The sequence below is a fragment of the Klebsiella sp. KPN54798 genome, assembly GCF_021184225.1.
Taxonomy (GTDB): Bacteria; Pseudomonadota; Gammaproteobacteria; order Enterobacterales; family Enterobacteriaceae; genus Klebsiella; species Klebsiella pneumoniae.
On the sequence record NZ_CP089234.1, the window covers coordinates 3293307 to 3319340 of the forward strand.

The window sequence follows — 26034 nt, forward strand, 5'->3', positions numbered from 1 at the left end:
TTCCCTCTTCACGCGAGCCTGGTGTTGGCTGAGTCGGCCAGCTTCGGCGTACCGGGTCTTCCCGCTAACCGGAGCTATCGCGTCCGTGTCGCCTTCCTGCCTGTAGTGCGAATCGGTTTGAGCAATTTTTTGTTAATAATTTGTAATGAGCATGTCAATACTACCTGAATGTTTGCGTCCATGAAAGGCATTCGTAATTAGGCTATAATGCGGCAATTGATAAAGCCTGAAAATACCATGCAGAAAACTTCATTTAGAAAACATCGCGTTGAGCGATTCAGCACACAACAAGTCACCAGACAACGTAAAGAACGCCAGCCAAAAACTGTGATCTTGTTCAATAAACCCTATGATGTGTTGCCGCAATTTACCGATGAAGCCGGGCGCAGCACGCTAAAAGATTTTATTCCGGTGGCGGGCGTCTACGCCGCAGGTCGGCTCGATCGCGACAGCGAAGGCCTGCTGGTGCTGACCAACGACGGCGCGCTGCAGGCGAAGCTGACCCAGCCGGGTAAGCGCACCGGCAAGATCTACTATGTTCAGGTGGAAGGCGAACCCACGCCCGAGGCGCTGACCGCCTTGCGCGACGGCGTCACCCTTAACGACGGCCCCACCCTGCCTGCCGGCGTAGAACTTGTCGAGGAACCCGTCTGGCTGTGGCCGCGCAACCCGCCGATTCGTGAGCGCAAATCGATTCCCACCCGCTGGTTGAAAATCACGCTCTACGAGGGACGCAACCGCCAGGTGCGCCGGATGACCGCCCACGTCGGCTTCCCCACCCTGCGGCTGATCCGCTACGCCATGGGCGGCTATACCCTCGACGGACTGGCCAACGGCGACTGGCGCAAAGCCGAATAACTGAAAAGGAAAAGCGATGTTTAAACCTCATGTCACCGTTGCCTGCGTGGTTCACGCCCAGGATAAATTTCTCATCGTCGAAGAAACCATTAACGGCAAAGCGCTGTGGAACCAGCCGGCGGGCCATCTCGAGGCCAATGAAACGCTGCTGCAGGCCGCCGAACGTGAACTGTGGGAAGAGACCGGCATTCGCGCCACGCCGCAGCATTTCATCCGCATGCATCAGTGGCTGGCTCCCGATAACACCCCGTTTCTGCGCTTCCTGTTCGCCATCGAACTTAGCGATCTGTGCGCCACTGAACCGCACGACAGCGATATCGATCGCTGCCTGTGGCTCAGTGCTGAGGAAATTCTTAACGCGCCGAACCTGCGCTCGCCGCTGGTTGCCGAAAGCATTCGCTGCTACCTGCAGGACCCGCGGCAGCCGCTGTCGCTGATTGGCGCATTTAACTGGCCGTTCACAGGGGGTGAATGAACGGTGAGCGCGTGCTAGAATACGCCGCCTCGAAGTTCAATGTAGCGAGTATTTCCATGTCAGAAAGCCAGAAAAAAGTGATCGTCGGCATGTCCGGCGGCGTCGACTCCTCGGTCTCCGCGTACCTGCTGCTGCAGCAAGGGTATAAGGTGGAAGGCCTGTTCATGAAGAACTGGGAGGAAGACGACGGCGAGGAATACTGCACCGCCGCCGCCGACCTTGCCGATGCGCAAGCGGTCTGCGATAAGCTGGGCATTGAACTGCACACCGTTAACTTTGCCGCCGAATATTGGGATAACGTCTTTGAGCTCTTCCTGGAAGAGTACAAAGCCGGCCGCACGCCGAACCCGGATATTCTGTGCAATAAAGAGATCAAATTTAAAGCCTTCCTCGAGTTTGCTGCCGAAGACCTCGGCGCCGACTACATCGCCACCGGGCACTATGTGCGCCGCGCCGATGTCGACGGTAAAAGCCAGCTGCTGCGCGGACTCGACGGCAATAAAGATCAGAGCTACTTCCTCTACACCCTTAGCCACGAACAGATTGCCCAGAGCCTGTTCCCGGTGGGTGAACTGGAAAAACCGCAGGTGCGTAAGATCGCCGAAGAGCTGGATCTGATCACCGCGAAGAAAAAAGATTCCACCGGCATCTGCTTTATCGGCGAGCGTAAATTCCGCGATTTCCTTGGCCGCTATCTGCCGGCGCAGCCGGGCAAAATTCTCACCGTCGACGGCGAGGAGATCGGTACCCATCAGGGGCTGATGTACCACACCCTGGGCCAGCGTAAAGGGCTGGGTATCGGCGGCACCAAAGAGGGTAGCGAAGATCCATGGTACGTGGTCGATAAAGACGTTGAGAATAATATTCTTATCGTCGCCCAGGGCCATGACCACCCGCGCCTGATGTCCGTCGGTCTGATTGCCCAACAGCTGCACTGGGTAAACCGTGAACCGCTGCAGGGCACCCTGTGCTGCACGGTGAAAACCCGCTATCGCCAGACCGATATCCCCTGCACCGTTACCGCGCTGGATGAAGACCGTATCGAAGTCCGCTTCGATGAGCCGGTCGCGGCGGTGACCCCGGGCCAGTCCGCAGTGTTCTATTTAGGGGAAGTGTGCCTCGGCGGCGGAATTATTGAACAACGACTGCCTCTGCAGTCCTGAACGCGCGTTATTTCCGCCGGGACGAACCGCCCTGGCGGCTGACAAGGAGTATGTGTGGCGAAGAATTACTATGACATCACCCTGGCGCTGGCTGGCGTTTGCCAGGCGGCGCGACTGGTTCAGCAACTGGCGCATCAGGGACATTGCGACAGCGATGCCCTGCATGTGTCGCTGAACAGCATCATCGACCTCGATCCTGAGTCGACGCTGGCGGTGTTCGGTGGCAGTGAAGCCAATCTTCGCCTCGGTCTTGAAACGCTGCTCGGGGTGCTCAATACCAGCAGCCGTCAGGGCCTCAATGCGGAACTCACCCGCTATACCCTGAGCCTGATGGTGCTGGAGCGCAAGCTCGCCGCCAGTAAAGGGGCGATGGACACGCTCGGCAACCGCATCGCCGGCCTGCACCGTCAGCTGGAACACTTTGACCTGCAGTCCGAAACGCTGCTCAGCGCCATGGCGGGCATCTATGTCGATGTGATAAGCCCGCTGGGGCCGCGTATTCAGGTGACCGGCTCCCCTGCCGTGCTGCAAAGCCCGCAGGTGCAGGCGAAAGTACGCTCAGCGCTGCTGGCGGGTATTCGCGCCGCGGTGCTCTGGCATCAGGTGGGCGGCGGACGTCTGCAGCTTATGTTTTCCCGTAATCGTCTGGTTAACCAGGCAAAGCAAATTCTTGCTCATTTAACCCCGGAGTTGTGATCTATGGAATTATCCTCACTGACCGCCGTTTCCCCTGTAGACGGCCGCTACGGCGATAAAGTCAGCGCGCTGCGCGGTATCTTCAGCGAATTCGGTTTGCTGAAATTCCGCGTTCAGGTGGAAGTACGTTGGCTGCAAAAACTGGCCGCCCACGCAGCGATCAAGGAAGTTCCTGCTTTTGCTGCCGACGCAAACGGTTTCCTTGATAAAATCGTCGCCGATTTCAGCGTTGAAGACGCGGAGCGCATCAAAACCATCGAGCGCACCACTAACCACGACGTGAAAGCGGTAGAGTATTTCCTGAAAGAGAAAGTCGCTGACGTCGCCGAGCTGCACGCGGTATCAGAGTTTATTCACTTCGCCTGTACGTCTGAAGACATCAATAACCTCTCCCACGCGCTGATGCTGAAAACCGCCCGCGACGAAGTGGTTCTGCCTTACTGGCGCAAACTGATTGACGCGGTAAAAGATCTGGCGACCCAGTATCGCGATGTGCCGCTGCTCTCCCGTACCCACGGCCAGCCGGCAACGCCGTCCACCATGGGTAAAGAGATGGCGAACGTCGCCTACCGTATGGAGCGCCAGTATCGTCAACTGAACCAGGTGGAAATCCTCGGTAAAATCAACGGCGCGGTGGGTAACTACAACGCCCACATCGCCGCCTACCCGGAAGTCGACTGGCATCAGTTCAGCGAAGAGTTCGTTACCTCGCTGGGTATTCAGTGGAACCCGTACACCACGCAGATCGAGCCGCATGACTATATCGCTGAGCTGTTTGACTGCATCGCGCGCTTCAACACCATTCTGATCGACTTCGATCGCGACGTGTGGGGCTACATCGCGCTCAACCACTTCAAACAGAAGACCATCGCCGGGGAAATCGGCTCCTCCACCATGCCGCACAAGGTGAACCCGATTGACTTCGAAAACTCCGAAGGCAATCTCGGCCTGGCCAATGCGGTCATGCAGCACCTGGCCAGCAAACTGCCGGTTTCCCGCTGGCAGCGCGACCTGACCGACTCCACCGTTCTGCGTAACCTCGGCGTGGGCATCGGCTATGCGCTGATCGCCTATCAGTCCACCCTCAAAGGGATCAGCAAGCTGGAGCTGAACCAGGATCGCCTGCTGGACGAACTGGATCACAACTGGGAAGTACTGGCTGAGCCGATCCAGACCGTGATGCGTCGTTACGGTATCGAAAAACCGTACGAGAAGCTGAAAGAGCTGACCCGCGGCAAACGCGTGGACGCGGAAGGGATGAAGCAGTTTATTGACAGCCTCGCCCTGCCGGAAGAGGAAAAAGTGCGTCTCAAAGCGATGACCCCGGCCAACTATATCGGTCGGGCAACCACCATGGTTGACGAGCTGAAGTAATCGCCCTGCCCCTCTTTCCGCCGGAAAGAGGGGCGTTTTATCGCCGGAAAGCGATCAGATCCAAACGTCGTTCACCGCCGTCCGCTCGCCGCCCTCGTGGCCGGTATTCAACACCCCGCGCGGCTCAATCAGCATCAGCTTCGCTTCCGTCTCCGCCGAGGTCTTATGTTCCACCCCGCGCGGCACGACGATCATCTCCCCGGCCTTCACCAGCACATGCCCGTCGCGGAAGTCCACGCGCAATACCCCCTCCACCACCATCAATGTCTCATCGGTTTCCGGGTGGCTGTGCCAGATAAAGTCGCCGGCGATGCGCACGACCTTGAACTGATAGTCGTTCATTTCAGCCACCACTTTGGGCTGCCATTGTTCGCTGAACAGGGAAAATTTATGAGCAAGATTAACGAGTTGAAACATGGGCTGTCTCCTTATGATAAAGGCAGTCAGCATAGTTCGCCTCGCCGCGTTGACGCTTGAACGATTGTGCAACCTGCGCCGCCTTATCCGCGGATAGCCCGCAGCCAGCGCCCCGGAGAGAGGCCAAAGCGGCTGATAAACTGGCGCGTCATGTGGCTCTGGTCGGCAAAGCCCGCGTCGGCGGCAATATCCACCAGACGTTCCCCGGCGCGCATCCGCTGGCGGCAAAAATCGAGCCGACGCATCATGACGTAACGCCACGGGCTGGTGCCGTACAGCGTTCTGAAATCCCGGCTCAGGCTCCAGCGGTCCCGGCCGCTGACCTGCGACAGGGTGTCGAGGGTCATATCCTGCATAAAACAGGCATGAATATACTCCCGGGCCCTCTCCGCCGCCTGATAATCAAACGCCTGGCGACGGGAACGTTGGCCGCCGACAACGGCCAGGGTCTGCGCCAGGTCGTACAGAGCATCCTCTTCCTCCAGCGGCTCGAAGGTATCCGTGACCGCTTTCAACAGCGGCTGCGCGGCGCGACGTAGCCGTGGATCCGCCGACAAGCCGTCGGGGATAAACGGTAGTGGCCTGCCGCCGAGTATCTTCTGGATCAGCGCCGGTTCGATATAAACCATGCGGTAGTGAAACCCCGCCTCGGTGCCCGCCTCGCCATCGTGTATTTCGTCCGGATGAAGCACCATCGTTCCGCCGGGCAGGCTGTGCTGGAGTCCGCCGCGATAGTGAAAGCTCTGCACGCCGGCGATCGTCTGGCCGATGGCGTAGGTATCATGCCGGTGCGGCTCATAGCCGTGGCCGCCGAAGAAGGCTTCGATGCGTTCCGTCCGGCTGGGCGATTGCGCCAGCCTGACCCAGTCCGCGCTCTGCTGCTGAGACATAATGGATAACCTGCGACGTTCTTGAGGGGTGATTCCAGCACTATTACACAAAAAATTAACATCACCAACCCGCTCGCCGTTCGCATCCTGCCGCTGGGCGTTTACTGAAATTACGCATAGAATGAAGGAGTTCCATGCAGTATGCGCAAAGGGCGCCGCCGAATGCTGGCCAGCCCGGGGCACCAGGGGCCCTTTTTATAAAAAGCTTTATTTAACAGCCGTTTATATTTTGCGTATATAATGAGCGTCAGACTACTATCGAAAATGCTAGGGAGAACAGCCATGCGCGTACTCGTGGTTGAGGATAATGCCCTGCTGCGTCACCACCTCAAAGTTCAGCTGCAGGAGCTGGGCCATCAGGTCGATGCGGCGGAAGATGCCAGGGAAGCGGACTACTATCTGGGCGAACATCTCCCGGATATCGCCATCGTCGATCTCGGCCTGCCGGATGAAGACGGTTTATCACTGATCCGCCGCTGGCGCAGCCACGACGTGTCGCTGCCGGTGCTGGTGCTGACCGCCCGCGAAGGATGGCAGGATAAAGTGGAAGTGCTGAGCGCCGGGGCGGATGATTACGTCACCAAGCCTTTCCATATTGAAGAGGTTGCCGCCCGCATGCAGGCGCTGCTGCGCCGTAACAGCGGCCTGGCCTCGCAGGTGATCTCCCTGCCGCCGTTCCAGGTCGACCTCTCCCGGCGCGAGCTGTCGGTGAATGACCAGCCGATCAAGCTGACCGCCTTTGAATACACCATTATGGAAACCCTGATCCGTAACCGCGGCAAAGTGGTCAGCAAAGATTCGCTGATGCTCCAGCTTTACCCGGATGCCGAACTGCGAGAAAGCCACACCATCGACGTGCTGATGGGTCGGCTGCGCAAGAAAATTCAGGCTGAATACCCACAGGACGTCATCACCACGGTGCGCGGCCAGGGCTATCTGTTCGAACTGCGCTGATGAAGGGACTGTTGCGGCATATCTTCCCGCTGTCATTACGGGTTCGCTTCCTGCTGGCGACCGCCGGGGTGGTGCTGGTGCTCTCCCTGGCCTACGGCATGGTGGCCCTGGTGGGCTATAGCGTTAGCTTCGATAAAACCACCTTTCGCCTGCTGCGCGGCGAGAGCAATCTCTTTTATATGCTGGCGAGATGGGAAAACGGCGCTATTGACGTCGACATCCCGGAAAACCTGAATATGGAAAGCCCGACGGTGACCCTTATCTACGATGAGCAGGGCAAACTGCTGTGGGCGCAGCGTGATGTTCCATGGCTGGCGAAACGCATTCAACCGGAATGGCTGAAACGCAATGGCTTCCATGAGATTGAAGCCGATGTCGACAGCAGCAGTATGCTGTTGCGCAATAACCATGAGATTCAGGAACAGCTGGACGCTATCCGCGAACAGGACGACGACTCTGAGATGACCCACTCGGTGGCGATCAACCTCTACCCGGCCACCAGCAAAATGCCTCAGCTCAGCATTGTGGTGGTCGACACCATTCCGGTGGAGCTCAAGCGCAGCTATATGGTGTGGAGCTGGTTTGTCTATGTGCTGGCCGCCAACCTGCTGCTGGTGATCCCCCTGCTGTGGGTCGCCGCCTGGTGGAGCCTGCGGCCCATTGAGTCGCTGGCCAAAGAGGTGCGCGAACTGGAGGAACATCACCGCGAAAAGCTCAATCCCAACACCACTCGCGAGCTGACCCGGCTGGTCAGCAACCTCAACCGCCTGGTTCGCAGCGAGCGCGAACGCTATGACAAATACCGCACTACCCTCACCGATCTCACTCACAGTCTGAAAACGCCGCTGGCGGTGATGCAGAGTACACTGCGCTCGCTGCGCGGCGAGAAGATCAGCGTCGACGAGGCGGAGCCGGTGATGCTGGAGCAGATAAGCCGCATCTCGCAGCAGATTGGTTATTACCTGCATCGCGCCAGCATGCGCAGCGGCGGCACCCTCTTGAGCCGGGAATTACACCCGATCGCCCCCCTGCTTGACAGCCTGACTTCCGCTCTCAACAAGGTCTATCAGCGCAAAGGGGTCAATATCTCGCTCGACATCTCGCCGGAGATCACTTTTGTCGGCGAGCAGAACGATTTTATGGAAGTGATGGGTAACGTTCTTGATAACGCCTGTAAGTATTGTCTGGAGTTCGTGGAAGTTTCCGTGCGCCAGACCACCGACAGCCATCTGCACATCCTGGTGGAAGACGATGGGCCGGGGATCCCGCAGAGCCAGCGCCGGGCCGTTTTCGACCGCGGCCAGCGGGCTGATACCCTGCGTCCCGGCCAGGGGGTAGGGCTCTCCGTTGCGCGTGAAATTGTCGAACAATATGATGGAGAGATCATCGCCGGGGAAAGCCTGCTCGGCGGCGCCTGCATGGAGGTGGTGTTTGGCCGCCAGCAGATGGAAGATAAACAGAGTTAATCGTTGAGATTTTTCACGGCGCCTGCATCGCCAGGGCGCCGCATCCGTTATAATCCCTGTCAGACACCTGCAGTGGAATATCAATATGGATTATCAATTAACGCTTAACTGGCCCGACTTTATCGAACGCTACTGGCAAAAACGGCCGGTGGTATTGAAGCGCGGCTTCGCCAATTTTATCGACCCCCTAAGCCCGGACGAACTGGCAGGACTGGCCATGGAGAGCGAGGTCGATAGCCGCCTTGTCAGCCATCAGGATGGAAAATGGCAGGTCAGTCACGGTCCTTTCGAAAGCTACGATCACCTGAGCGAAAACAACTGGTCCCTGCTGGTGCAGGCGGTTAACCACTGGCATGAACCGTCCGCAGCGCTGATGCATCCGTTCCGTGCCCTGCCGGACTGGCGTATCGACGACCTGATGATCTCCTTCTCGGTGCCGGGAGGCGGCGTCGGCCCGCATCTGGATCAGTATGATGTGTTTATCATTCAGGGCACCGGCCGTCGGCGCTGGCGCGTTGGGGAAAAGGTGCCGATGAAACAGCACTGCCCGCATCCGGACCTGCTGCAGGTTGACCCCTTCGAGGCGATCATCGATGAAGAGATGGAGCCTGGCGATATTCTCTATATTCCGCCGGGATTCCCGCATGAGGGTTATTCGCTGGAAAACTCGCTTAACTATTCGGTCGGCTATCGCGCGCCGAATGCCCGCGAGCTGTTTAGCGGCTTTGCCGACTATGTCCTCCAGCGCGAACTGGGCAGCCAGCGCTACGCCGATCCGGACGTGCCGTCCCGCGACCATCCGGCGGATATTTTACCGACCGAACTCGACCGCCTGCGCGAGATGATGCTGGGTCTGATTAACCAACCGGAGCACTTTAAGCAGTGGTTCGGCGAGTTTATCACCCAGTCGCGTCATGAGCTCGACGTCGCGCCGCCGGAGCCGCCGTATCAGCCAGATGAGATTTACGATGCCCTGCAGCAGGGCGATACCCTGGAACGCCTGGGCGGCCTGCGGGTGCTGCGCATTGACGGCGAGGTATTCGTTAACGGCGAGAAGATCAACTCCCCGCACCGTCCGGCGCTGGACGCCTTAGCCACCCATCTGACGCTGCGCGCCGACCATTTTGGCGATGCGCTGGAAGATCCTTCTTTCCTCGCCATGCTGGCAGCGCTGGTCAACAGCGGCTATTGGTTCTTTGGCGACTGAGCCATCATCCTGCCCGGCGGCGCTGCGCTTGCCGGGCCTACGGGTTCCGCGCTCATCGGCTGGACCGTAGGTCGGATAAGGCGAAGCCGCCATCCGGCACTTTGTGGTTTCGATGGCGGCAATGTCTTACCCGAGCATTATCGCCTCTCGCCTGCATCAAATTCGCTTACCTCACCCGCCCAATCCGACGGATACCATCCCCGGCGCACATCGCGATGAAAGGTCGAATACGGCCAATCCTGCACCCGACGGACATGACCGTGCTTAACGGGATTGATATAAACGTAATCCATATGCCGCCGGTAATCTTCTTCATTACGGATGGCATGTTCCCAGAATCGCGGCTGCCAGATATGGCGCTGCGCCAGCGCTCGGGTAAACATTTTTTTAATGTCCCGCCAGCGACCGGAATAATCGGTATCCCCCTCAGGTAGGGTCCAGATGCAGTGCATATGCTCTGGTAAAACCACCCAGGCGTTAATCAGAAAAGGTTTTTTGCTTTTAACAGACGCTGTAGCGGCACGCAGATGAACAATATGCCGCGTCAGGAGATCGCTGCGCCGATTTTGCAGATTAACGGTGAAGAACCAGCAGCCGCCAGGGATATAACTGCGACGATAATCAGACATGTGAGGTTCCCTCCTCAGTATTAGCCTTATCGCTTTTGCCCGGCGGCGCTGCGCTTGCCGGGCCTACGGGTTCTGTGGTCACCGGCTGAACCGTTGGCCGGATAAGGCGAAGCCGCCATCCGGCATAAAGACAGGACCCGCTCTAATGTTGAACGCCCGGCGGCGCTGCGCTTGCCGGGCCTACGGGTTCCGCGCTCACCGGCTGGACCGTAGGCCGGATAAGGCGAAGCCGCCATCCGGCATCTTGTCCGACACGCGGCCTTACCGGGCCGCCTGAGAAGATTAATGCCCTTTGCGTGCCGCCGTCAGCTCGGCGATACGCACGATCACCTGCACCGCTTTCTCCATTCCTTCCAGGGTGACAAACTCATGTTTGCCGTGATAGTTGTAGCCACCGGTAAACAGGTTTGGGCACGGCAGTCCCATAAATGAGAGCTGCGCGCCGTCGGTGCCGCCGCGGATCGGTTTCATCTGCGGTTCAATATCGCAGTCCACCATCGCCTGGCGGGCAATATCGACCACGTGCGGATGGGCGATCACCTGCTCATGCATATTGTAATAACTGTCCTCGATCACCAGCTCAATATAACAGTCCGGGTGCAGTCCCTTGCCGACCTTTTTGGCGATCTCCATCATCTTGCGCTTGCGCGCCTCGAAGTGCTTACGGTCAAAATCGCGGATGATGTAATGCATCTCGGCCCGATCGACGCTGCCTTTCATGCTGGTGAGGTGATAAAAACCTTCATAGCCTTCAGTGGTCTCCGGCGCTTCATCGGCCGGTACTTCGGCATGAATGCGCGCGGCCAGCGACAGCGCGTTGACCATCACCCCTTTCGCGGTGCCGGGGTGCACGTTATTACCGACAATTTTTATCGTCACCGAGGCGGCGTTGAAGTTTTCAAACTCCAGTTCGCCGACCCCGCCGCCGTCGACGGTATAGGCCCAGCGGGCGTCAAAGGCTTCGACGTCGAAATGCTTCGCCCCTTTACCCACCTCTTCATCAGGGGTGAAGGCCACGCGGATATCGCCATGAGGAATATTTTTCGCCTGCAGGGTCGCCAGCGCGGTCATAATTTCGGCAATGCCGGCTTTGTCGTCCGCCCCGAGCAGCGTTTTCCCGTCGGTGGTGATCAGCGTCTGTCCCAAAAGCTGATGCAGAACCGGGAACATCACCGGGGAGAGCACCTCATCGCCGATACCCAGCGCGATATCGCCGCCGCGATAGTTTTCAACAATCTGCGGATTAACGTTTTTACCACTGAAATCCGGGGAGGTGTCGACGTGGGAGATAAAACCGATGGCCGGGATATCGCCCTCAACGTTAGCGGGCAAAGTTCCCATTACCGTCCCTTTTTCACTCAGCGTTACCTTGACCAGTCCCATTTCTTCCAGCTGCGCCTGCAACAGGCGTAACAGCTTCCACTGCCCTTCCGTGCTGGGGACCTGACGAACGCCAGGCTTTGACTGCGTGTCCAAAGAAACGTACTGCAAAAAACGCTCAAGCAATTTATCCATGTAGCCACCCTCTTCTTTTGTGACAACATTATTCATAAGCCAGAAAAGACAAATATTGCGTCAGGTCATTTTTAGCCCGTAAAGCGAAATTTAATAACGGAACCGACGTTATGGTGTAAAGGTAGACTATGCGGGCGTATCAAGGATTGGCGATTACCCTCGTTTGCCGTAGAATGCTGGCCCTTATTAAAAACGTGCAACCCCAAAGGTGGTTAATCACAAACCCCGCAGCGGCCGGAAATTTGCCGTTGCGTCTACATGGGACAGAGTCAAAAATTGAATATACAACCGCGTTCGCCGCTGGTGCATCTGGCGGGAATTCGCAAGAGCTTTGATGGTAAAACGGTCATCGACAACCTTAACCTGACCATCAACAATGGTGAGTTTCTCACTCTGCTTGGCCCCTCTGGCTGCGGTAAAACCACCGTTCTGCGCCTTATTGCCGGCCTGGAAAACGTCGACAGCGGACGGATCCATCTCGAAGATCACGATATCACTCATGTTCCGGCGGAAAACCGCCACGTCAATACCGTATTCCAAAGCTACGCCCTGTTTCCGCATATGACGGTGTTCGAGAACGTCGCCTTTGGCCTGCGGATGCAGAAAACACCGGCGGCGGAAATCACCCCACGGGTGATGGATGCCTTAAAGATGGTGCAGTTGGAGGCGTTTGCCCAGCGCAAACCGCACCAGCTCTCCGGCGGCCAGCAGCAGCGCGTGGCCATCGCCCGCGCGGTGGTCAACAAACCGCGTCTGCTGCTGCTCGATGAGTCTCTTTCGGCACTGGATTACAAGCTGCGCAAGCAGATGCAGAACGAACTGAAAGCGCTGCAGCGTAAGCTCGGGATCACCTTCGTCTTCGTCACCCACGATCAGGAAGAGGCTCTGACCATGTCCGATCGCATCGTGGTGATGCGTGATGGCAAAATCGAACAGGACGGCACCCCGCGAGAGATCTACGAAGAGCCGAAGAACCTGTTTGTCGCCAGCTTTATCGGCGAGATCAATATCTTTGACGCCACGGTAATTGAACGTCTCGACGAACAGCGCGTGCGCGCCCGCGTTGAAGGACGAGAATGCAACATCACCGTCAATTTTGCCGTGGAGGCCGGCCAGCGTCTGCATGTCCTGCTGCGCCCGGAAGATCTGCGCGTCGACGAGATCCACCATAACAGCGACGCCGACGGCCTGATCGGCTATGTCCGCGAGCGCAACTATAAAGGCATGACTCTGGAGTCGGTGGTGGAACTGGAGAACGGCAAAATGGTGATGGTCAGCGAGTTCTTTAACGAAGACGACCCGGATTTCGACCACTCTCTTGACCAGAAAATGTCTATCAATTGGGTGGAAAGCTGGGAGGTGGTGCTGGCCGATGAAGAACACCAGTAAATTCCAGAATGTGGTGATCGCCACTATCGTCGGTTGGCTGGTGCTGTTTGTCTTCCTGCCCAACCTGATGATCATCGCCACCAGCTTTTTGACCCGCGACGATGCCAACTTCGTCAAACTGGTCTTCACGCTGGATAACTATTCGCGGCTACTGGATCCGCTCTATTATGACGTTCTGCTGCATTCGCTAAACATGGCGCTGCTGGCGACCCTCGCCTGCCTGGCGCTGGGCTATCCGTTTGCGTGGTTCCTCGCCCGGCTGCCGCAGAAGGTACGGCCCCTGCTGCTGTTCCTGCTGATCGTCCCTTTTTGGACCAACTCGTTGATCCGCATCTACGGGCTGAAGATTTTCCTCAGCACTAAAGGTTACCTGAACGAGTTTCTGCTGTGGCTGGGGGTGATCGACACCCCGATACGCATTATGTTCACCCCCTCGGCGGTGATCATCGGCCTGGTGTACATCCTGCTGCCGTTTATGGTGATGCCGCTCTACTCCAGCATTGAGAAACTGGATCGCCCGCTGCTGGAAGCAGCGAAAGATCTCGGCGCCAGCAAGCTGCAGACCTTTATCCGCATTATCATCCCGCTGACCATGCCGGGGATCATCGCCGGCTGTCTGCTGGTGATGCTGCCGGCGATGGGGTTGTTCTACGTTTCCGACCTGATGGGCGGCGCCAAGAACCTGCTGATCGGCAACGTGATCAAAAGCCAGTTCCTCAATATCCGTGACTGGCCGTTCGGCGCGGCAACCAGCATTACCTTAACCCTGGTGATGGGCCTGATGCTGTTGATTTACTGGCGCGCGGCGCGCCTGCTGAATAAAAAGGTGGAGCTGGAATGATCGGTCGACTGCTGCGCGGCGGCTTTATGACCGCCATCTACGCGTATCTCTACATCCCTATTATTATTCTGATCGTTAACTCGTTTAACCGGTCGCGCTTCGGCATCAACTGGCAGGGGTTCACCACCGACTGGTATAGCCTGCTGATGAACAACGATAGCCTGCTGCAGGCCGCCCAGCACTCGCTGACCATGGCGGTGCTGTCGGCGACCTTCGCCACCCTTATCGGCTCGCTGACCGCCGTGGCGCTGTACCGTTACCGCTTTCGCGGCAAACCGTTTGTCAGCGGCATGCTGTTTGTGGTGATGATGTCGCCAGATATTGTGATGGCCATCTCTCTGCTGGTGCTGTTTATGCTGATCGGCGTCCAGCTTGGTTTCTGGTCGCTGCTGTTTTCGCATATCACCTTCTGCCTGCCGTTTGTGGTGGTCACCGTTTACTCCCGCCTGAAAGGCTTTGACGTGCGGATGCTGGAGGCGGCGAAAGATCTGGGCGCCAGCGAGATGACCATCCTGCGCAAAATTATCCTGCCGCTGGCCCTGCCGGCGGTAGCCGCTGGGTGGTTGCTGAGCTTTACCCTGTCGATGGATGACGTGGTAGTCTCCTCGTTCGTGACCGGTCCGGGGTATGAAATCCTGCCACTGAAGATCTATTCGATGGTCAAGGTTGGCGTTTCGCCAGAGGTGAACGCCCTGGCCACGATTTTGTTGGTTCTGTCGCTGGTGATGGTCATCGCCAGTCAGTTAATTGCACGTGATAAAACTCAGGGGACGTTAAAATGAAAAAATGGTCACGCCACCTGCTCGCGGCGAGCGCTCTGGCAATCGGCATGGGCGCTGCGCACGCGGACGATAGCAAAACGCTCTATTTCTATAACTGGACCGAGTATGTGCCGCCGGGCCTGCTGGAGCAGTTCACCAAAGAGACCGGCATCAAGGTTATCTATTCGACCTACGAGTCGAACGAAACCATGTACGCCAAGCTCAAAACCTATAAAGACGGCGCGTACGACCTGGTCGTCCCGTCGACCTACTTTGTCGACAAGATGCGCAAAGAAGGTATGCTGCAGAAGATCGATAAGAGCAAGCTGACTAACTTCAGCAACCTCGATCCGCAGATGCTGAATAAACCGTTCGATCCGAATAACGACTACTCCATCCCCTATATCTGGGGGGCGACGGCCATCGGCGTCAACAGCGAGGCGATTGACCCGAAAACTATCACCAGCTGGGCCGACCTGTGGAAGCCGGAATACAAAAGCAGCCTGCTGCTGACCGACGACGCGCGCGAAGTGTTCCAGATGGCGCTGCGTAAGCTGGGCTATTCCGGCAACACCACCGACCCGAAAGAGATTGAAGCCGCCTATAACGAGCTGAAAAAGCTGATGCCCAACGTCGCAGCGTTTAACTCTGATAACCCGGCGAACCCGTATATGGAAGGCGAAGTGAACCTCGGGATGGTATGGAACGGCTCGGCTTACGTCGCCCGCCAGGCAGGTACTCCGCTGGAAGTGATCTGGCCGAAAGAGGGCGGCATCTTCTGGATGGACAGCCTGTCGATCCCGGCGAACGCCAAAAACGTCGACGGCGCGCTGAAGCTGATTAACTTCCTGCTGCGCCCGGATGTCGCCAAACAGGTCGCTGAAACCATCGGTTATCCGACGCCGAACCTTGCGGCGCGCAAGATGCTCAGCCCGGCAGTGGCCAACGATAAATCGCTCTATCCGGACGCCGCAACCATTGAGAAAGGCGAATGGCAGAATGACGTCGGCAGCGCCAGCGCCATTTATGAAGAGTATTACCAGAAGCTGAAAGCGGGCCGTTAATCCCGCAGGGCGGAACCGCGGTTCCGCCCTTTTTTTTGCTCTCACCTTAGCCCCGCAGCGCGCGCCAGAGGAGCGCCGGCAATTTGCGCCAGCGCGGCCGATGGTAAAAATCCACCAGCCGCTGCGCCACCGCTTCCTGCCCCCGGTGGGTGATGAACCAGGGTGGCAGGGGCATCAGCGTCAGTTCGCCATGCCAAAGACTACGCGGAAACGGCCGAAACGGCGCCTCAATCACCGTGCGCTCGGTTTTCTCCAGCATAAAGCTGTTATGCACCTTGCCCGCCCGCTCTGAATATCGTCGAGCGTGTGGCCGGGAAACGCCCCCACGGGCAAGGGGCTAACAGGAAGGCCACCCCACTCCAGCAGTTGATCGCCACCGTGCCGTAGCGCAGCTCGGCGATCAGCGCATTAAAACGCTTACGTCCAATCGCTTTGCGGGTGCGCGGGTGGATCACAATATTGGCCCCCAGCGTGCCCTGCAGCCGCTGATTCGCATAGCCGATCGCCTGGCGCAGAAAGCTTTCCGCACTATCGGCCTCAAGACGGGTGACCGACAGCCCCGGGCCAAAGACCTCCTGCTGGCAGAACCCGGGATCATCGTCGGTATTCGCCACAATCAACGGCAGCGCGTCACCGCGGGCTATCTCCAGCGGCTGACGGGCGCGCAGGCGAAAGTCGGTCAGCCGGTTTTCAGCGCCGGGGTAGTAGTCCGGGCGGGTATTCGCGGCGATCAGTCGGTACAGCTGATTCAGCAAGGCCGTCGCAGGCTCCCAGCCTTGCTGCAGGATCAGCACCTGGCTGGCCACGCAGTTAAACCCGCCGTTGTTCATCTTCTGCGTCGCCAGCTGCTGCGCCTGAAAAGCTATGTCCGCCTCGCTCCACGGCCCGGGTACGATAATGGTGGGGCTGACGCCGCCCAGCTCCGAGGTCACCCGACGCGGGTTCAGCGGCGTCCCGGCGGCCCGACGCTGGCGAGCCGTCTCACCCTCGCCCCAGACGATGACGTCATGGGTCTCGCGGGAGCCAGTGATATGGATCTCATCGACAGCGGGATGGGTAGTCAGCCACGCTCCCGCCCGGGCGTCGCCGGTGACGATGCGGAGCGCATCCATGGCAATCAGCGGCGCCAGGGCCTGGGCCAGCAGATCGTGCAGATAATCATTCACCGGATTGAGCTTCAGCAGGCAGACCTGATTCTCAATAAACAGCTTGTGTAGCACATCCAGTGGCGCAATCGAGGCCACATTGCCGGCGCCAAGCACCAGCGCCAGCTTGCCCTGCCGCGCGGCAGGCGGGATGTCGTATGCCCGCGCCGCATAGCGGTCGAGATGGGCCCGGTTGACGCCTGGCTGCATCCATATCTCAGCGCGAACACCAGACAGAAGCAGCCGATCCCAGAGCGTGCCGGGCACCACCCGCAGCGCCAGGCGGCCGTCCGCCAGCGTCCGCAGCGGGATCCGCCGCAGAAAGGTCTTCTCCTCCAGTTGCTCCAGGGTGGCGATAAGCCCGTTGCAGCCGACCATTAGCGCGCAGGGGCCCGCCAGCCACTCTTCCCCCGCCAGCGGATCGCCCGCCGGCAGCCCTTTGGCCGCCGCTGCCGCGGCCACCCACGCCGGGGCAATGCCGGCCAGGGCATCCTTGATCTGGCGCAGGAGCGCCAGACGACGGTTCACTGAGGTTTCCGCCCAGCGCTGGCGCGCCGCCGACAAGGCGTGCAGGGCCGCATCATACTGAGAACAGGTCGTCAGACCGGGTCGCGCATGGCTCATTTTCCCTCACTCATTAAAATCTCTCCGTAGGCCTGGCGCAGCTGATTTTTGAGCACCTTACCCGTGGCGCTGACCGGCAGCGCATCGACAAATATCACCCGGTCCGGGATCTGCCATTTAGGCACCCGCTTCTCAAACCAGCTCAGCAGATCGGTCTCCTCCACTTCGCCCCCTTCCGCACGGACGCACAGCAGCACCGGCCGCTCGTCCCAGCGCGGATGGCGGGCGGCGATGGCCGCCGCGCTGCGCACCCCCGGATGCGCGATGGCGATATTCTCCAGCTCAACGGTGGAGATCCACTCGCCACCGGACTTGATAATATCCTTTGCCCGATCGCTGATCACCAGATAACCATTGGCGTCGAGCGTACCGATATCACCGGTATCAAACCAGCCTGCCGCGGTCAGGGCGCTCGCGTCCTGACCATAGTATTGCTCTACCACCCAGTGCCCTCTGACCTGCAGATAACCCTGGCTTTGACCATCCCGGGGCAACGGTTCGCCATCCACGTCCACCACCTGCAGTTCGATGCCGAAAATGGGCCGCCCCTGACCGGCGCGCTGCTTTTGCTGCTCCTGTGCCGGGAGCGCGTCATGTTTGCTCAACGGTGTGTTGATGGTGCCGATGGGCGATGTTTCGGTCATTCCCCAGGCGTGGGTCAGCGCAATGCCGTAATCACGCTGAAAGGCCTCGGCCATCGACGGCGGCAGCGCGGAGCCGCCGACCAGCGCACGTTTAAATTCAGGCAGCCGGACCTCTGTCCGGCGCATCGCCGCCAGCAAGCCGGCCCAGATCACCGGCACGCCAAACCCCACCGTCACCTTCTCGGCGGCCAGCAGCTGCAGCAGGCTGTCGCCATCGAGGTGCGGCCCCGGCAGCACCAGCCGCGCGCCGACCATGGCGGCGATAAACGGCGTCCCCCACGCGTTGACATGGAACATCGGCACCACCGGCAACAGGCTGTCCTTCGCCGATATGCCGGCGGCGTCCGGCTGGTTGCCGCTCAGGGCGTGCAGGACCAGCGAACGATGGGTGTTCAATACCCCTTTCGGCCGGCCGGTCGTTCCCGAGGTGTAACAGAGCGAAGCCGGAGTCAGTTCATTGAGCTGCGGCCAGCGATAGTCTGCCATCCCCTGCTGCAACAGATCGTCATAAAACAGCAATGAGGGCAGCTGGCTGAGCGCCGCTTCGCTGCGGGACTCCATCAGCACGACGTGTTTCACCGTCGGCAGCTGCGGCAGCAGCTGCGCTACCAGCGGCAAAAAGGTCTGGTCAAAAAACAGCACTTCATCGGCAGCGTCGTTGAGGATATACCGCAGATGGTCAACCGACAGCCGCGGATTGACGGTGTGCGTCACCCAGCCGCCGGAGGCGACGGCAAAATAGATCTCCAGATGGCGGCGGTTGTTCCATGCCAGCGTGGCGCAGCGGGCGCCCGGCGGCAGCCCCAGCGACGCCAGCGCCGATGCCAGCCGCTGAGCACGGCTGGCCACCTCCCCCCAGCAGCTGCGCTCCTTCTCACCGCCAGTACTCACCGAGACAATCTCGGTCTCGCTGTGATACTGCGCCGCATGGCCGAGCAGCGCGGCAGTGGTGAGATCCTGATAAATCATCGGTGACGGCATGGCGGGGTCTCCTTTACAGACGTCCGGCGGAATCGAGGGGCGCGGCGCGATCGTGCGGGCGCCTATTGAATCTGGTCTACATTTGCCGGTCTGCACAAAAAAACGTACAGAAATCAGCGGTCACGCACAAAATAGAGTGGGAAATGGTTCAGAAAGGAAAAGACAAACTCATGACCGGAAGATCATTACTCAGAGAGCGTATCGCCCGACTTCGGGCCGGGCGATAGCGGTGGGGATTTACAGCAGTGCTTTCGCTTTAGCAACCACGTTATCGACGGTGAAGCCGTACTCCTCGAACAGCTGCTCAGCCGGCGCAGACTCACCGAAGGTGGTCATGCCAACGATAGCGCCGTTCAGGCCAACGTATTTGAACCAGTAGTCAGCGATACCCGCTTCCACGGCAACGCGCGCGGTCACGGCTTTCGGCAGTACGGATTCGCGATAAGCCGCATCCTGCTTGTCGAACGCGTCGGTGGACGGCATGGAAACCACGCGCGCCTTCACGCCTTCGGCAGTCAGTTTGTCCCACGCGGCAACCGCCAGCTCCACTTCTGAACCGGTGGCGATGAAGATCAGCTCCGGCTGCGAGCCGGTGCACTCTTTCAGCACATAACCGCCGCGGGCCACGTTCGCCAGCTGCTCTGCGGTACGCTCCTGCTGCGCCAGGTTCTGACGGGAGAGGATCAGCGCGGTCGGGCCGTCCTGACGCTCCACGCCATATTTCCACGCAATCGCGGATTCCACCTGGTCACACGGACGCCAGGTGGACATGTTCGGGGTCACGCGCAGGGAAGCCACCTGCTCTACCGGCTGGTGAGTCGGGCCGTCTTCGCCCAGACCGATCGAGTCGTGGGTGTAGACCATCACCTGACGCTGTTTCATCAGCGCGGCCATACGTACCGCGTTACGCGCGTATTCCACGAACATCAGGAAGGTGGAGGTGTACGGCAGGAAGCCGCCGTGCAGCGCGATACCGTTGGCGATAGCGGTCATACCGAACTCGCGCACGCCGTAGTGGATGTAGTTCCCGGCAGCGTCTTCGTTGATCGGCTTAGAACCGGACCACAGGGTCAGGTTGGACGGCGCGAGATCTGCGGAGCCGCCGAGGAATTCCGGCAGCAGCGGGCCGAAGGCTTCGATGGCGTTCTGCGAGGCTTTACGGCTGGCGATTTTCGCCGGGTTGGCCTGCAGCTTCGCGATGAACTCGTTAGCTTTCGCATCGAAGTCAGACGGCATCTCGCCTTTCATACGGCGGGTGAATTCGGCTGCTTCCTGCGGGAAGGCTTTGGCGTAGGCAGCGAACTTCTCATTCCACGCCGCTTCTTTCGCCTGGCCGGCTTCTTTGGCATCCCACTGGGCATAGATGTCAGACGGGATGTCAAACGGCGCGTGTTTCCAGCCCAGCGCTTCGCGGGTCAGGGCGATTTCGGCGTCGCCGAGCGGCGCGCCGTGGGAGTCGTGGGTGCCGGCTTTGTTCGGCGAACCGAAACCGATGATGGTTTTGCACATCAGCAGGGACGGTTTGTCGGTGACCGCCCGCGCTTCTTCTACCGCGCGTTTGATGGCGTCAGCGTCGTGACCGTCCACGCCGCGCACCACGTGCCAGCCGTAGGCTTCAAAGCGTTTGGCGGTGTCGTCGGTGAACCAGCCTTCAACGTGGCCGTCGATGGAGATGCCGTTGTCATCATAGAACGCCACCAGTTTACCCAGTTTCAGGGTACCGGCCAGGGAGCACACTTCGTGAGAAATGCCTTCCATCATGCAGCCGTCGCCCATGAAGGCGTAGGTGTAGTGGTCGACGATATCGTGTCCCGGACGGTTGAACTGCGCCGCCAGGGTTTTCTCGGCGATAGCCATCCCGACCGCGTTAGCGATACCCTGGCCCAGCGGACCGGTGGTGGTTTCCACGCCTGCGGTGTAGCCGACTTCCGGGTGACCCGGGGTTTTGGAGTGCAGCTGGCGGAAGTTTTTCAGCTCGGATATCGGCAGATCGTAGCCAGTGAGGTGCAGCAGGCTGTAAATCAGCATCGAACCATGGCCATTTGACAACACAAAACGGTCACGGTCAGCCCAGGCCGGATTGTTCGGGTTATGGTTCAGGAAATCACGCCACAGCACTTCGGCAATGTCAGCCATACCCATCGGGCCCCGGGTGGCCGGATTTGGCTTTCTGTACAGCGTCCATGCTCAGGGCGCGCAGCGCGTTGGCGCATTGGCGGCGAGTGGTATTTGTCGTTTTCATCAGTCTTTATCCCTGCGGCTTACAGCATCTGCTGAATCTGTTGTTCCAGTTTCACCTGATCGACAGCAAACAGTCGGATCCCTTCCGCTAGTTTTTCCACTGCCATGGGATCCTGATGATGCTGCCAGAGGAACTCCGCCTGCGTCATCGGGCTGGGACGGGTTTCCGTCACGCAGCCGGGGGTCAACTGGCGGGTCAACACTCCTTCGCTGGCCGCCAGCTCGTCCAGCAGTGCCGGAGAGATAGTCAGGCGATCGCAGCCCGCCAGCGCCTGGATCTGCTCAATACGACGGAAGCTGGCACCCATTACCACCGTGTCATAGCCATGAGATTTGTAATACTGATAAATCAGGCGCACAGAGACCACGCCCGGATCGCTGTCCACCTGATAGGCTGACTGCGGCTGGTGCTTCTGATACCAGTCGTAGATGCGGCCCACAAAGGGCGAGATGAGAAAGACGCCCGCTTCGGCGCACGCCCGGGCCTGAGCGAAAGAGAACAGCAGCGTCAGGTTGCAGTTTATACCGCTCTGCTCCAACTCTTCGGCAGCGCGAATGCCCTCCCAGGTGGCGGCGAGCTTAATTAGAATCCGCTCGGGACCAATGCCATTTTTCTCATATAACTGGATGAGCTTGCGCGCCTTCGCGACGCACATCCCGCGATCCCAGGCAAAGCGGGCATCCACTTCGGTGGAGATACGCCCGGGCACATGGCGCAGCACCTCGCTGCCGATATCCACTGCCACCTGATCGCAGGCGTTAATCAATTGCGTTTCTGCGCTGCCTCCCTGGCGGCGTGCCTTGCCAATCGCATCGGCAATCAGCGGCTGATACTGCGGCAGCTGCGCGGCCTTCAGCACCAGCGAGGGGTTGGTGGTCGCATCCTGGGGTGCAAACTTTTTAATCGATTCAATATCGCCGGTATCAGCAACAACCGTGGTGTATTTTTTCAGTTCGTCTAACTGGCTCATCATCTGTTCCTTATCTTACGACTGCGGAGATTAATCTCTGGCATGCTGGTGTTCGTAATAATCAATACGTTCCACTTTGGGCGCGGATCCGCCGCCCTCATATTCGGACTCAAGCCACGCCTGAATAATTTTTTTGCCCAGCTCAGCGCCAATCACCCGCGCGCCAAGGGTAATAATCTGCGCGTTGTTACTTTTACGCGCTCGCTCGGCGGAGAAGGTATCGTGACACTGTGCGGCGCGGACCCCGGGGACTTTATTGGCCACAATACTCATCCCAATGCCGGTACCGCAGATCAGGATCCCACGCTCGTGTTCGCCCTGTTTAATCGACATCGCCACCGCATGGGCAACATCCGGATAAACGGTACTCCCCTGGCGTTTATCGCTGCTGTAATCCGCGACGTTAATTCCCAACCCATTCAAATAAGCGACGATGGCATCGCGAAAAGCATAGGCGGCATCATCCGCACCAATAGCGATTGTTTTCATGGTTATTTCCTTAATTTAACAGTACGTCTTAATGACAATTCGGGTAAAACGAAATTTGGTCGCCAGGCTGAATAATTTGTGGTGGTTCGCCGTAAAGGTGTACCGTCCCGGGTAATTCAGCGATATCTGCGCCATCAAAATTTAGCGTGATATGGCCAAGCTGTCGTAAATTTGCCGTTGCCACACGGCCTACCGCGGTCACCCGATAATTTTTATCATTTAATTTCATTTGCTGACCAGGCGATAACTCGGCGGTCAGTTCGCTGGCCTGGTGTACAGCGCAATAACTCGCAATATTGTCGGGAACGGCATCGGAGAATAAAATAAGCCGCAGCTCCCGCAGAGAGTACTCAACATATTCCCCGACGGCGGTAATCCGTAATGAATACAACGGCACGCTCATACTATTTGTGTCCTTTGGCGGCAGGGGAAGATAATGTCACGCTCTCTTCACTTTTCACCTCTTTCAGCGGTTCAGCGGCTGGCGCACGCTTTTTCAGCCGTTTATCAAACCAGGCGACCAGTATCGGCGCGGTGATCATGGTGATAATGCTCGCCGTCGCCAGCTGCGCGGTGGCGGCATCCACGTACATCGCCAGCGAATGATCCGCCTGGGCAACCATCGCCGGCGTCAGCGCCGAGCTGGCGGCGGTGGTTCCCAGCGCGGCGCCCAGCGCACTTTTCTTCTTCAAAAACAGGTTGTAGATAAAGTAGAACACAATCCCGGTTAGCGCGGAGATAATCCCCAACAGGATCCCGGACAGCCCGGCGGTGAACACCGTATTGATACTGGAGTTGGCGCCGATGGCGAACGACATAATAATGATCACCAGCGGCTGCGCCGCAGCGCATAACTGTTTAAAGCGTTCGTCCAGATTGCCCCACAGCATGCCAATCAGCAGTGGGATCAGCATCGACAGCAGCGCGGCGAAGGGAATATTGGCCAGGCCGCTGACGCCCAGCACCATCATGGTAACAAACGGACCATCCTTGATGCAGAATACGGAGATCGCCCCGGCATCACTGGCATCGCCATAGTTGCTGCACAATGCGATATAGAGGGAGCTGTTCGAGCTGGTCAGGCAGGCAATCAGCGCCAGGGTCGATATTCCGAGAAAACCGCTCGGGCCAAACAACGTTCCCGCAACCCATACCGCCAGTGCCCCGGCCAGACATTTGAGAAACAGCAGCACGGCGCCTTTATAGAGCGGCAACCCGGCCTGACGGATATTGATCGAGGTTCCGCAAATGAGCAAAAATATGCCCATCATGGCGCTGGAACCGACTTTAAATAAGGCGGTGGTCGGGCCGCCAATGCTGAGCACCTGGGGCGCGAAAGTATTAATTAATATAGCCACCAGCAGTGGAATAATAATTAACCCACCGGGCACCTTATTCATTTTTTCAAGTATATTAATATTCATAGGGTAACTCTTAAATTAAGATTTAACAGAGATAACGACGCAATACTACCCTGACGACCATTACGTCGTTTATTAGTTATTAGATTACTGGGTTATTGCTGTGCTTCCTGATAAATTCGGTCAACAATGATGCTAATAATATCTTCCGGTCCGGTTAGCCCTCCTTTCCCGACGCAAATTAAGCCGGCATAATCGCCGCCAATGATCCGCACCATATCGGTTTGCGGGATGACATAGTCAATCATTTCTATTCCGGTGGCGCCCAGCTCTTTTAGTACATTGACCATGGTGTCACCACCGGTCATATACAATCCTTTAATTTCACCCGACGCACAGTTAAGCACCTCGCGCACAATACTGCCCAATCCGTGGTTAATATTTTGCGCAGCCTCACCGTGGGCCAGACCAAATCGCTGCTCCTCTTCCTGAAGGTTTAGCAACCGCCCGGTCAAGGCGGACTCAAAAACAAAGAGCGCGTTGTGCTGCGCCGGAACGCACTGTCGGGCATGCTGCACCACGCGATTGACTTCAATCTCAGCGGCGTTTTTCCGGTCAACCAACAGCTCGGCATCCACCGGGATATGGCAGACCCGGGCATCATTAGCGATCAAATACTGGAGCTGTTTTTTGGTTACTGGCGTTGCGCTGCCGGCAACGATCAAAATCGAGCCGCGCTGGCCGTCCGCTGTCAGGCTCGCGGGCGCGCTGCTCCGCGCTTCGCGCATCAGGCCGCGACGAACCGCCAGCCGTTCGGTAAAGGGCCCCGGATCGACGGCCAGCACGTTCCAGTTCAGGGCCACTACCGCCCCGGCGATGGCATCGACATCGTCGACGGTTATCGCATCGACCACTATCACCCGCACGCCGCGCTGTTGTTGTTCCTGTAAATCCTGCTGGATTTGCCCTTCGCCTTTCATCACCGATGTCAGCGCGATATGCCCGACCTGATGATGGGTCTGCGCCGCCAACAGTCCCGGCACCCACGACTCGGTGACCGGGGTACGTACATCGCGAGCCACATCGGTCCGCGACAGGGCTACCGAATCAATCACCGAGTAACCGCCGACGAGAATACGCCGTGACTGCGGCATCGCCGGCACCACAACCGCCACCGTCTCCTGCGGCAGTTGTTCCAGCATGGCGTCGATTTCAAATCCGATGCCGCCGCGCAGCGTGGTATCAATCCGCTTGGTGAAGTAATGCGCGCCGCGAGCCTGCAGCTGTTTCACCGCAGCGCTCACTTTGTGCTGGGCCTCCGCTTTCGGCAATGGGCGGCTGTCGCTGCTGACCACCATCGCCGGATACTCTACCTCATTGCGGGCGAAGGATTCGGTATCGAAAAACGCGGCGGTTTTTAAACCACTGCGCGCCAGCAGCACCCCGACGGTAGTTGCCCCGGTCAGATCGTCAGCCACGATCCCAAGCTTTCCGCCTTCCCCTTGCGGCCAGACCATCTCAATGCAGGCTGGCGTCACGCCGGAGACGTAGATCCCTTCGTGTATAAATTCCGCCAGCGGGCCGCTTTTACCGGTGGGATGCAGGTTAATGGTGGGAATTCCCCGCTTCGGATAGAGTCCGCAGCGCAACGTGCCGCCGCAGTCGATGACCATTAAACCAATCTCTTCCGCCGGCGGTTCGCCATTCTTGAATACATCAATGGAAGGCCAGCCGGTCAGTTCGCTCAGGCGGTCGACGACCGGGGGACGGATCCCCCCGGTGATGTACGCAATCTTTTTCCCCTGACCTGGCGTGATAGTCAGCGGCCCGCCCCAGCCCTTACAGCCCTTGCTAATCAACAGATGTTTTTCCATTTCTC

At 58.4% G+C, this 26034-nt stretch carries 22 protein-coding genes and 2 pseudogenes; 12 read left to right on the forward strand and 12 right to left on the reverse strand.

Annotated features, from left to right (window positions below):
* The first annotated feature begins 207 nt into the window (after positions 1 to 207).
* From rluE to purB, 5 genes are read left to right on the forward strand one after another with little or no spacing between them, the layout of a single operon-like run.
* Positions 208 to 858, forward strand: coding sequence for a 23S rRNA pseudouridine(2457) synthase RluE (rluE, locus tag LPQ25_RS15990; protein ID WP_004150801.1), 651 nt, complete (start codon positions 208 to 210; stop codon positions 856 to 858).
* A 16-nt stretch (positions 859 to 874) separates the two neighbouring features.
* Entirely contained in the window at positions 875 to 1333 is a 459-nt protein-coding gene (locus LPQ25_RS15995; protein ID WP_004150802.1) for an NUDIX hydrolase, read from the forward strand.
* Positions 1334 to 1389: 56 nt separating this feature from the next.
* A complete protein-coding gene (mnmA, locus tag LPQ25_RS16000) occupies positions 1390 to 2496 on the forward strand; it encodes a tRNA 2-thiouridine(34) synthase MnmA (protein ID WP_234599475.1) in 1107 nt (368 codons plus the stop codon).
* Positions 2497 to 2550: 54 nt separating this feature from the next.
* Positions 2551 to 3192: a high frequency lysogenization protein HflD gene (gene hflD, locus LPQ25_RS16005; protein WP_004140557.1), complete on the forward strand. Its 642-nt coding sequence runs from the start codon at positions 2551 to 2553 to the stop codon at positions 3190 to 3192.
* Between the two features lie 3 nt (positions 3193 to 3195).
* The gene (gene purB, locus LPQ25_RS16010) at positions 3196 to 4566 is read left to right on the forward strand and encodes an adenylosuccinate lyase (protein ID WP_004176557.1); all 1371 of its coding nucleotides are present in this window, start codon (positions 3196 to 3198) and stop codon (positions 4564 to 4566) included.
* A gap of 54 nt (positions 4567 to 4620) precedes the next feature.
* Here the strand turns inward: purB and LPQ25_RS16015 are convergent, their stop codons facing one another.
* Together LPQ25_RS16015 and LPQ25_RS16020 are read right to left on the reverse strand one after the other, a co-directional pair.
* Complete coding sequence (locus tag LPQ25_RS16015; protein ID WP_004213084.1) at positions 4621 to 4983, reverse strand: cupin domain-containing protein; 363 nt, start codon at positions 4981 to 4983, stop codon at positions 4621 to 4623.
* 83 nt (positions 4984 to 5066) lie between these two features.
* Positions 5067 to 5873, reverse strand: coding sequence for an AraC family transcriptional regulator (locus LPQ25_RS16020; protein ID WP_004179353.1), 807 nt, complete (start codon positions 5871 to 5873; stop codon positions 5067 to 5069).
* A 282-nt stretch (positions 5874 to 6155) separates the two neighbouring features.
* Here LPQ25_RS16020 and phoP point away from each other — a divergent pair, with 282 nt between their 5' ends.
* The 3 genes from phoP to LPQ25_RS16035 all read left to right on the forward strand — a co-directional run bounded on the left by phoP (position 6156) and on the right by LPQ25_RS16035 (position 9500).
* Entirely contained in the window at positions 6156 to 6827 is a 672-nt protein-coding gene (phoP, locus tag LPQ25_RS16025; RefSeq protein WP_004150807.1) for a two-component system response regulator PhoP, read from the forward strand.
* Entirely contained in the window at positions 6827 to 8293 is a 1467-nt protein-coding gene (gene phoQ / locus LPQ25_RS16030; RefSeq protein ID WP_015874641.1) for a two-component system sensor histidine kinase PhoQ, read from the forward strand. The genes phoP and phoQ overlap by 1 nt, the downstream gene beginning before the upstream one ends.
* A gap of 85 nt (positions 8294 to 8378) precedes the next feature.
* Positions 8379 to 9500, forward strand: coding sequence for a ribosomal protein uL16 3-hydroxylase (locus LPQ25_RS16035; RefSeq protein ID WP_004176560.1), 1122 nt, complete (start codon positions 8379 to 8381; stop codon positions 9498 to 9500).
* 137 nt (positions 9501 to 9637) lie between these two features.
* Here LPQ25_RS16035 and LPQ25_RS16040 read toward each other — a convergent pair whose 3' ends face one another.
* Together LPQ25_RS16040 and pepT are read right to left on the reverse strand one after the other, a co-directional pair.
* Positions 9638 to 10129, reverse strand: a complete 492-nt coding sequence (locus tag LPQ25_RS16040) for an REP-associated tyrosine transposase (protein ID WP_004190938.1) — start codon at positions 10127 to 10129, stop codon at positions 9638 to 9640.
* A 282-nt stretch (positions 10130 to 10411) separates the two neighbouring features.
* Entirely contained in the window at positions 10412 to 11644 is a 1233-nt protein-coding gene (pepT, locus tag LPQ25_RS16045) for a peptidase T (RefSeq protein ID WP_004150810.1), read from the reverse strand.
* 258 nt (positions 11645 to 11902) lie between these two features.
* Between pepT and potA the strand changes: the two genes are divergently transcribed.
* Genes potA through potD form a run of 4 tightly spaced genes read left to right on the forward strand, consistent with a single transcriptional unit; the run spans position 11903 to position 15699 of the window.
* Positions 11903 to 13033 carry a spermidine/putrescine ABC transporter ATP-binding protein PotA gene (potA, locus tag LPQ25_RS16050; RefSeq protein WP_114505237.1) on the forward strand — a complete coding sequence of 377 codons (1131 nt, stop codon included), beginning with the start codon at positions 11903 to 11905 and terminating at the stop codon, positions 13031 to 13033.
* Positions 13017 to 13874, forward strand: coding sequence for a spermidine/putrescine ABC transporter permease PotB (gene potB / locus LPQ25_RS16055; protein WP_004150812.1), 858 nt, complete (start codon positions 13017 to 13019; stop codon positions 13872 to 13874). Before potA ends, potB begins: the two co-directional genes overlap by 17 nt.
* Positions 13871 to 14656 carry a spermidine/putrescine ABC transporter permease PotC gene (gene potC, locus LPQ25_RS16060; RefSeq protein WP_004150813.1) on the forward strand — a complete coding sequence of 262 codons (786 nt, stop codon included), beginning with the start codon at positions 13871 to 13873 and terminating at the stop codon, positions 14654 to 14656. The genes potB and potC overlap by 4 nt, the downstream gene beginning before the upstream one ends.
* On the forward strand, positions 14653 to 15699 hold the full coding sequence (gene potD, locus LPQ25_RS16065) for a spermidine/putrescine ABC transporter substrate-binding protein PotD (protein WP_004140590.1): 1047 nt from the start codon (positions 14653 to 14655) through the stop codon (positions 15697 to 15699). The genes potC and potD overlap by 4 nt, the downstream gene beginning before the upstream one ends.
* Before the next feature lie 46 nt (positions 15700 to 15745).
* Here the strand turns inward: potD and LPQ25_RS16070 are convergent.
* The 8 genes and pseudogenes from LPQ25_RS16070 to LPQ25_RS16105 all read right to left on the reverse strand — a co-directional run bounded on the left by LPQ25_RS16070 (position 15746) and on the right by LPQ25_RS16105 (position 26029).
* A pseudogene (locus LPQ25_RS16070) lies at positions 15746 to 17468 on the reverse strand (aldehyde dehydrogenase family protein).
* Positions 17465 to 19093 carry a long-chain fatty acid--CoA ligase gene (locus tag LPQ25_RS16075; RefSeq protein WP_004183652.1) on the reverse strand — a complete coding sequence of 543 codons (1629 nt, stop codon included), beginning with the start codon at positions 19091 to 19093 and terminating at the stop codon, positions 17465 to 17467. The pseudogene LPQ25_RS16070 and the gene LPQ25_RS16075 overlap by 4 nt, the downstream one beginning before the upstream one ends.
* Positions 19094 to 19330: 237 nt before the next feature.
* Positions 19331 to 21335, reverse strand: a pseudogene (gene tkt / locus LPQ25_RS16080) (transketolase).
* A gap of 19 nt (positions 21336 to 21354) precedes the next feature.
* On the reverse strand, positions 21355 to 22305 hold the full coding sequence (tal, locus tag LPQ25_RS16085; protein WP_014907836.1) for a transaldolase: 951 nt from the start codon (positions 22303 to 22305) through the stop codon (positions 21355 to 21357).
* Positions 22306 to 22335: 30 nt separating this feature from the next.
* Positions 22336 to 22794 (reverse strand): ribose 5-phosphate isomerase B, encoded by a 459-nt coding sequence (gene rpiB, locus LPQ25_RS16090; RefSeq protein ID WP_004140598.1) that lies wholly within the window; start codon positions 22792 to 22794, stop codon positions 22336 to 22338.
* A gap of 28 nt (positions 22795 to 22822) precedes the next feature.
* Positions 22823 to 23197 (reverse strand): PTS glucitol/sorbitol transporter subunit IIA, encoded by a 375-nt coding sequence (locus LPQ25_RS16095; RefSeq protein WP_009484249.1) that lies wholly within the window; start codon positions 23195 to 23197, stop codon positions 22823 to 22825.
* 1 nt (position 23198) lies between these two features.
* A complete protein-coding gene (locus tag LPQ25_RS16100; RefSeq protein WP_004190951.1) occupies positions 23199 to 24218 on the reverse strand; it encodes a 2-keto-3-deoxygluconate permease in 1020 nt (339 codons plus the stop codon).
* Between the two features lie 92 nt (positions 24219 to 24310).
* A complete protein-coding gene (locus LPQ25_RS16105; protein ID WP_004183649.1) occupies positions 24311 to 26029 on the reverse strand; it encodes a four-carbon acid sugar kinase family protein in 1719 nt (572 codons plus the stop codon).
* Positions 26030 to 26034: the final 5 nt, after the last annotated feature.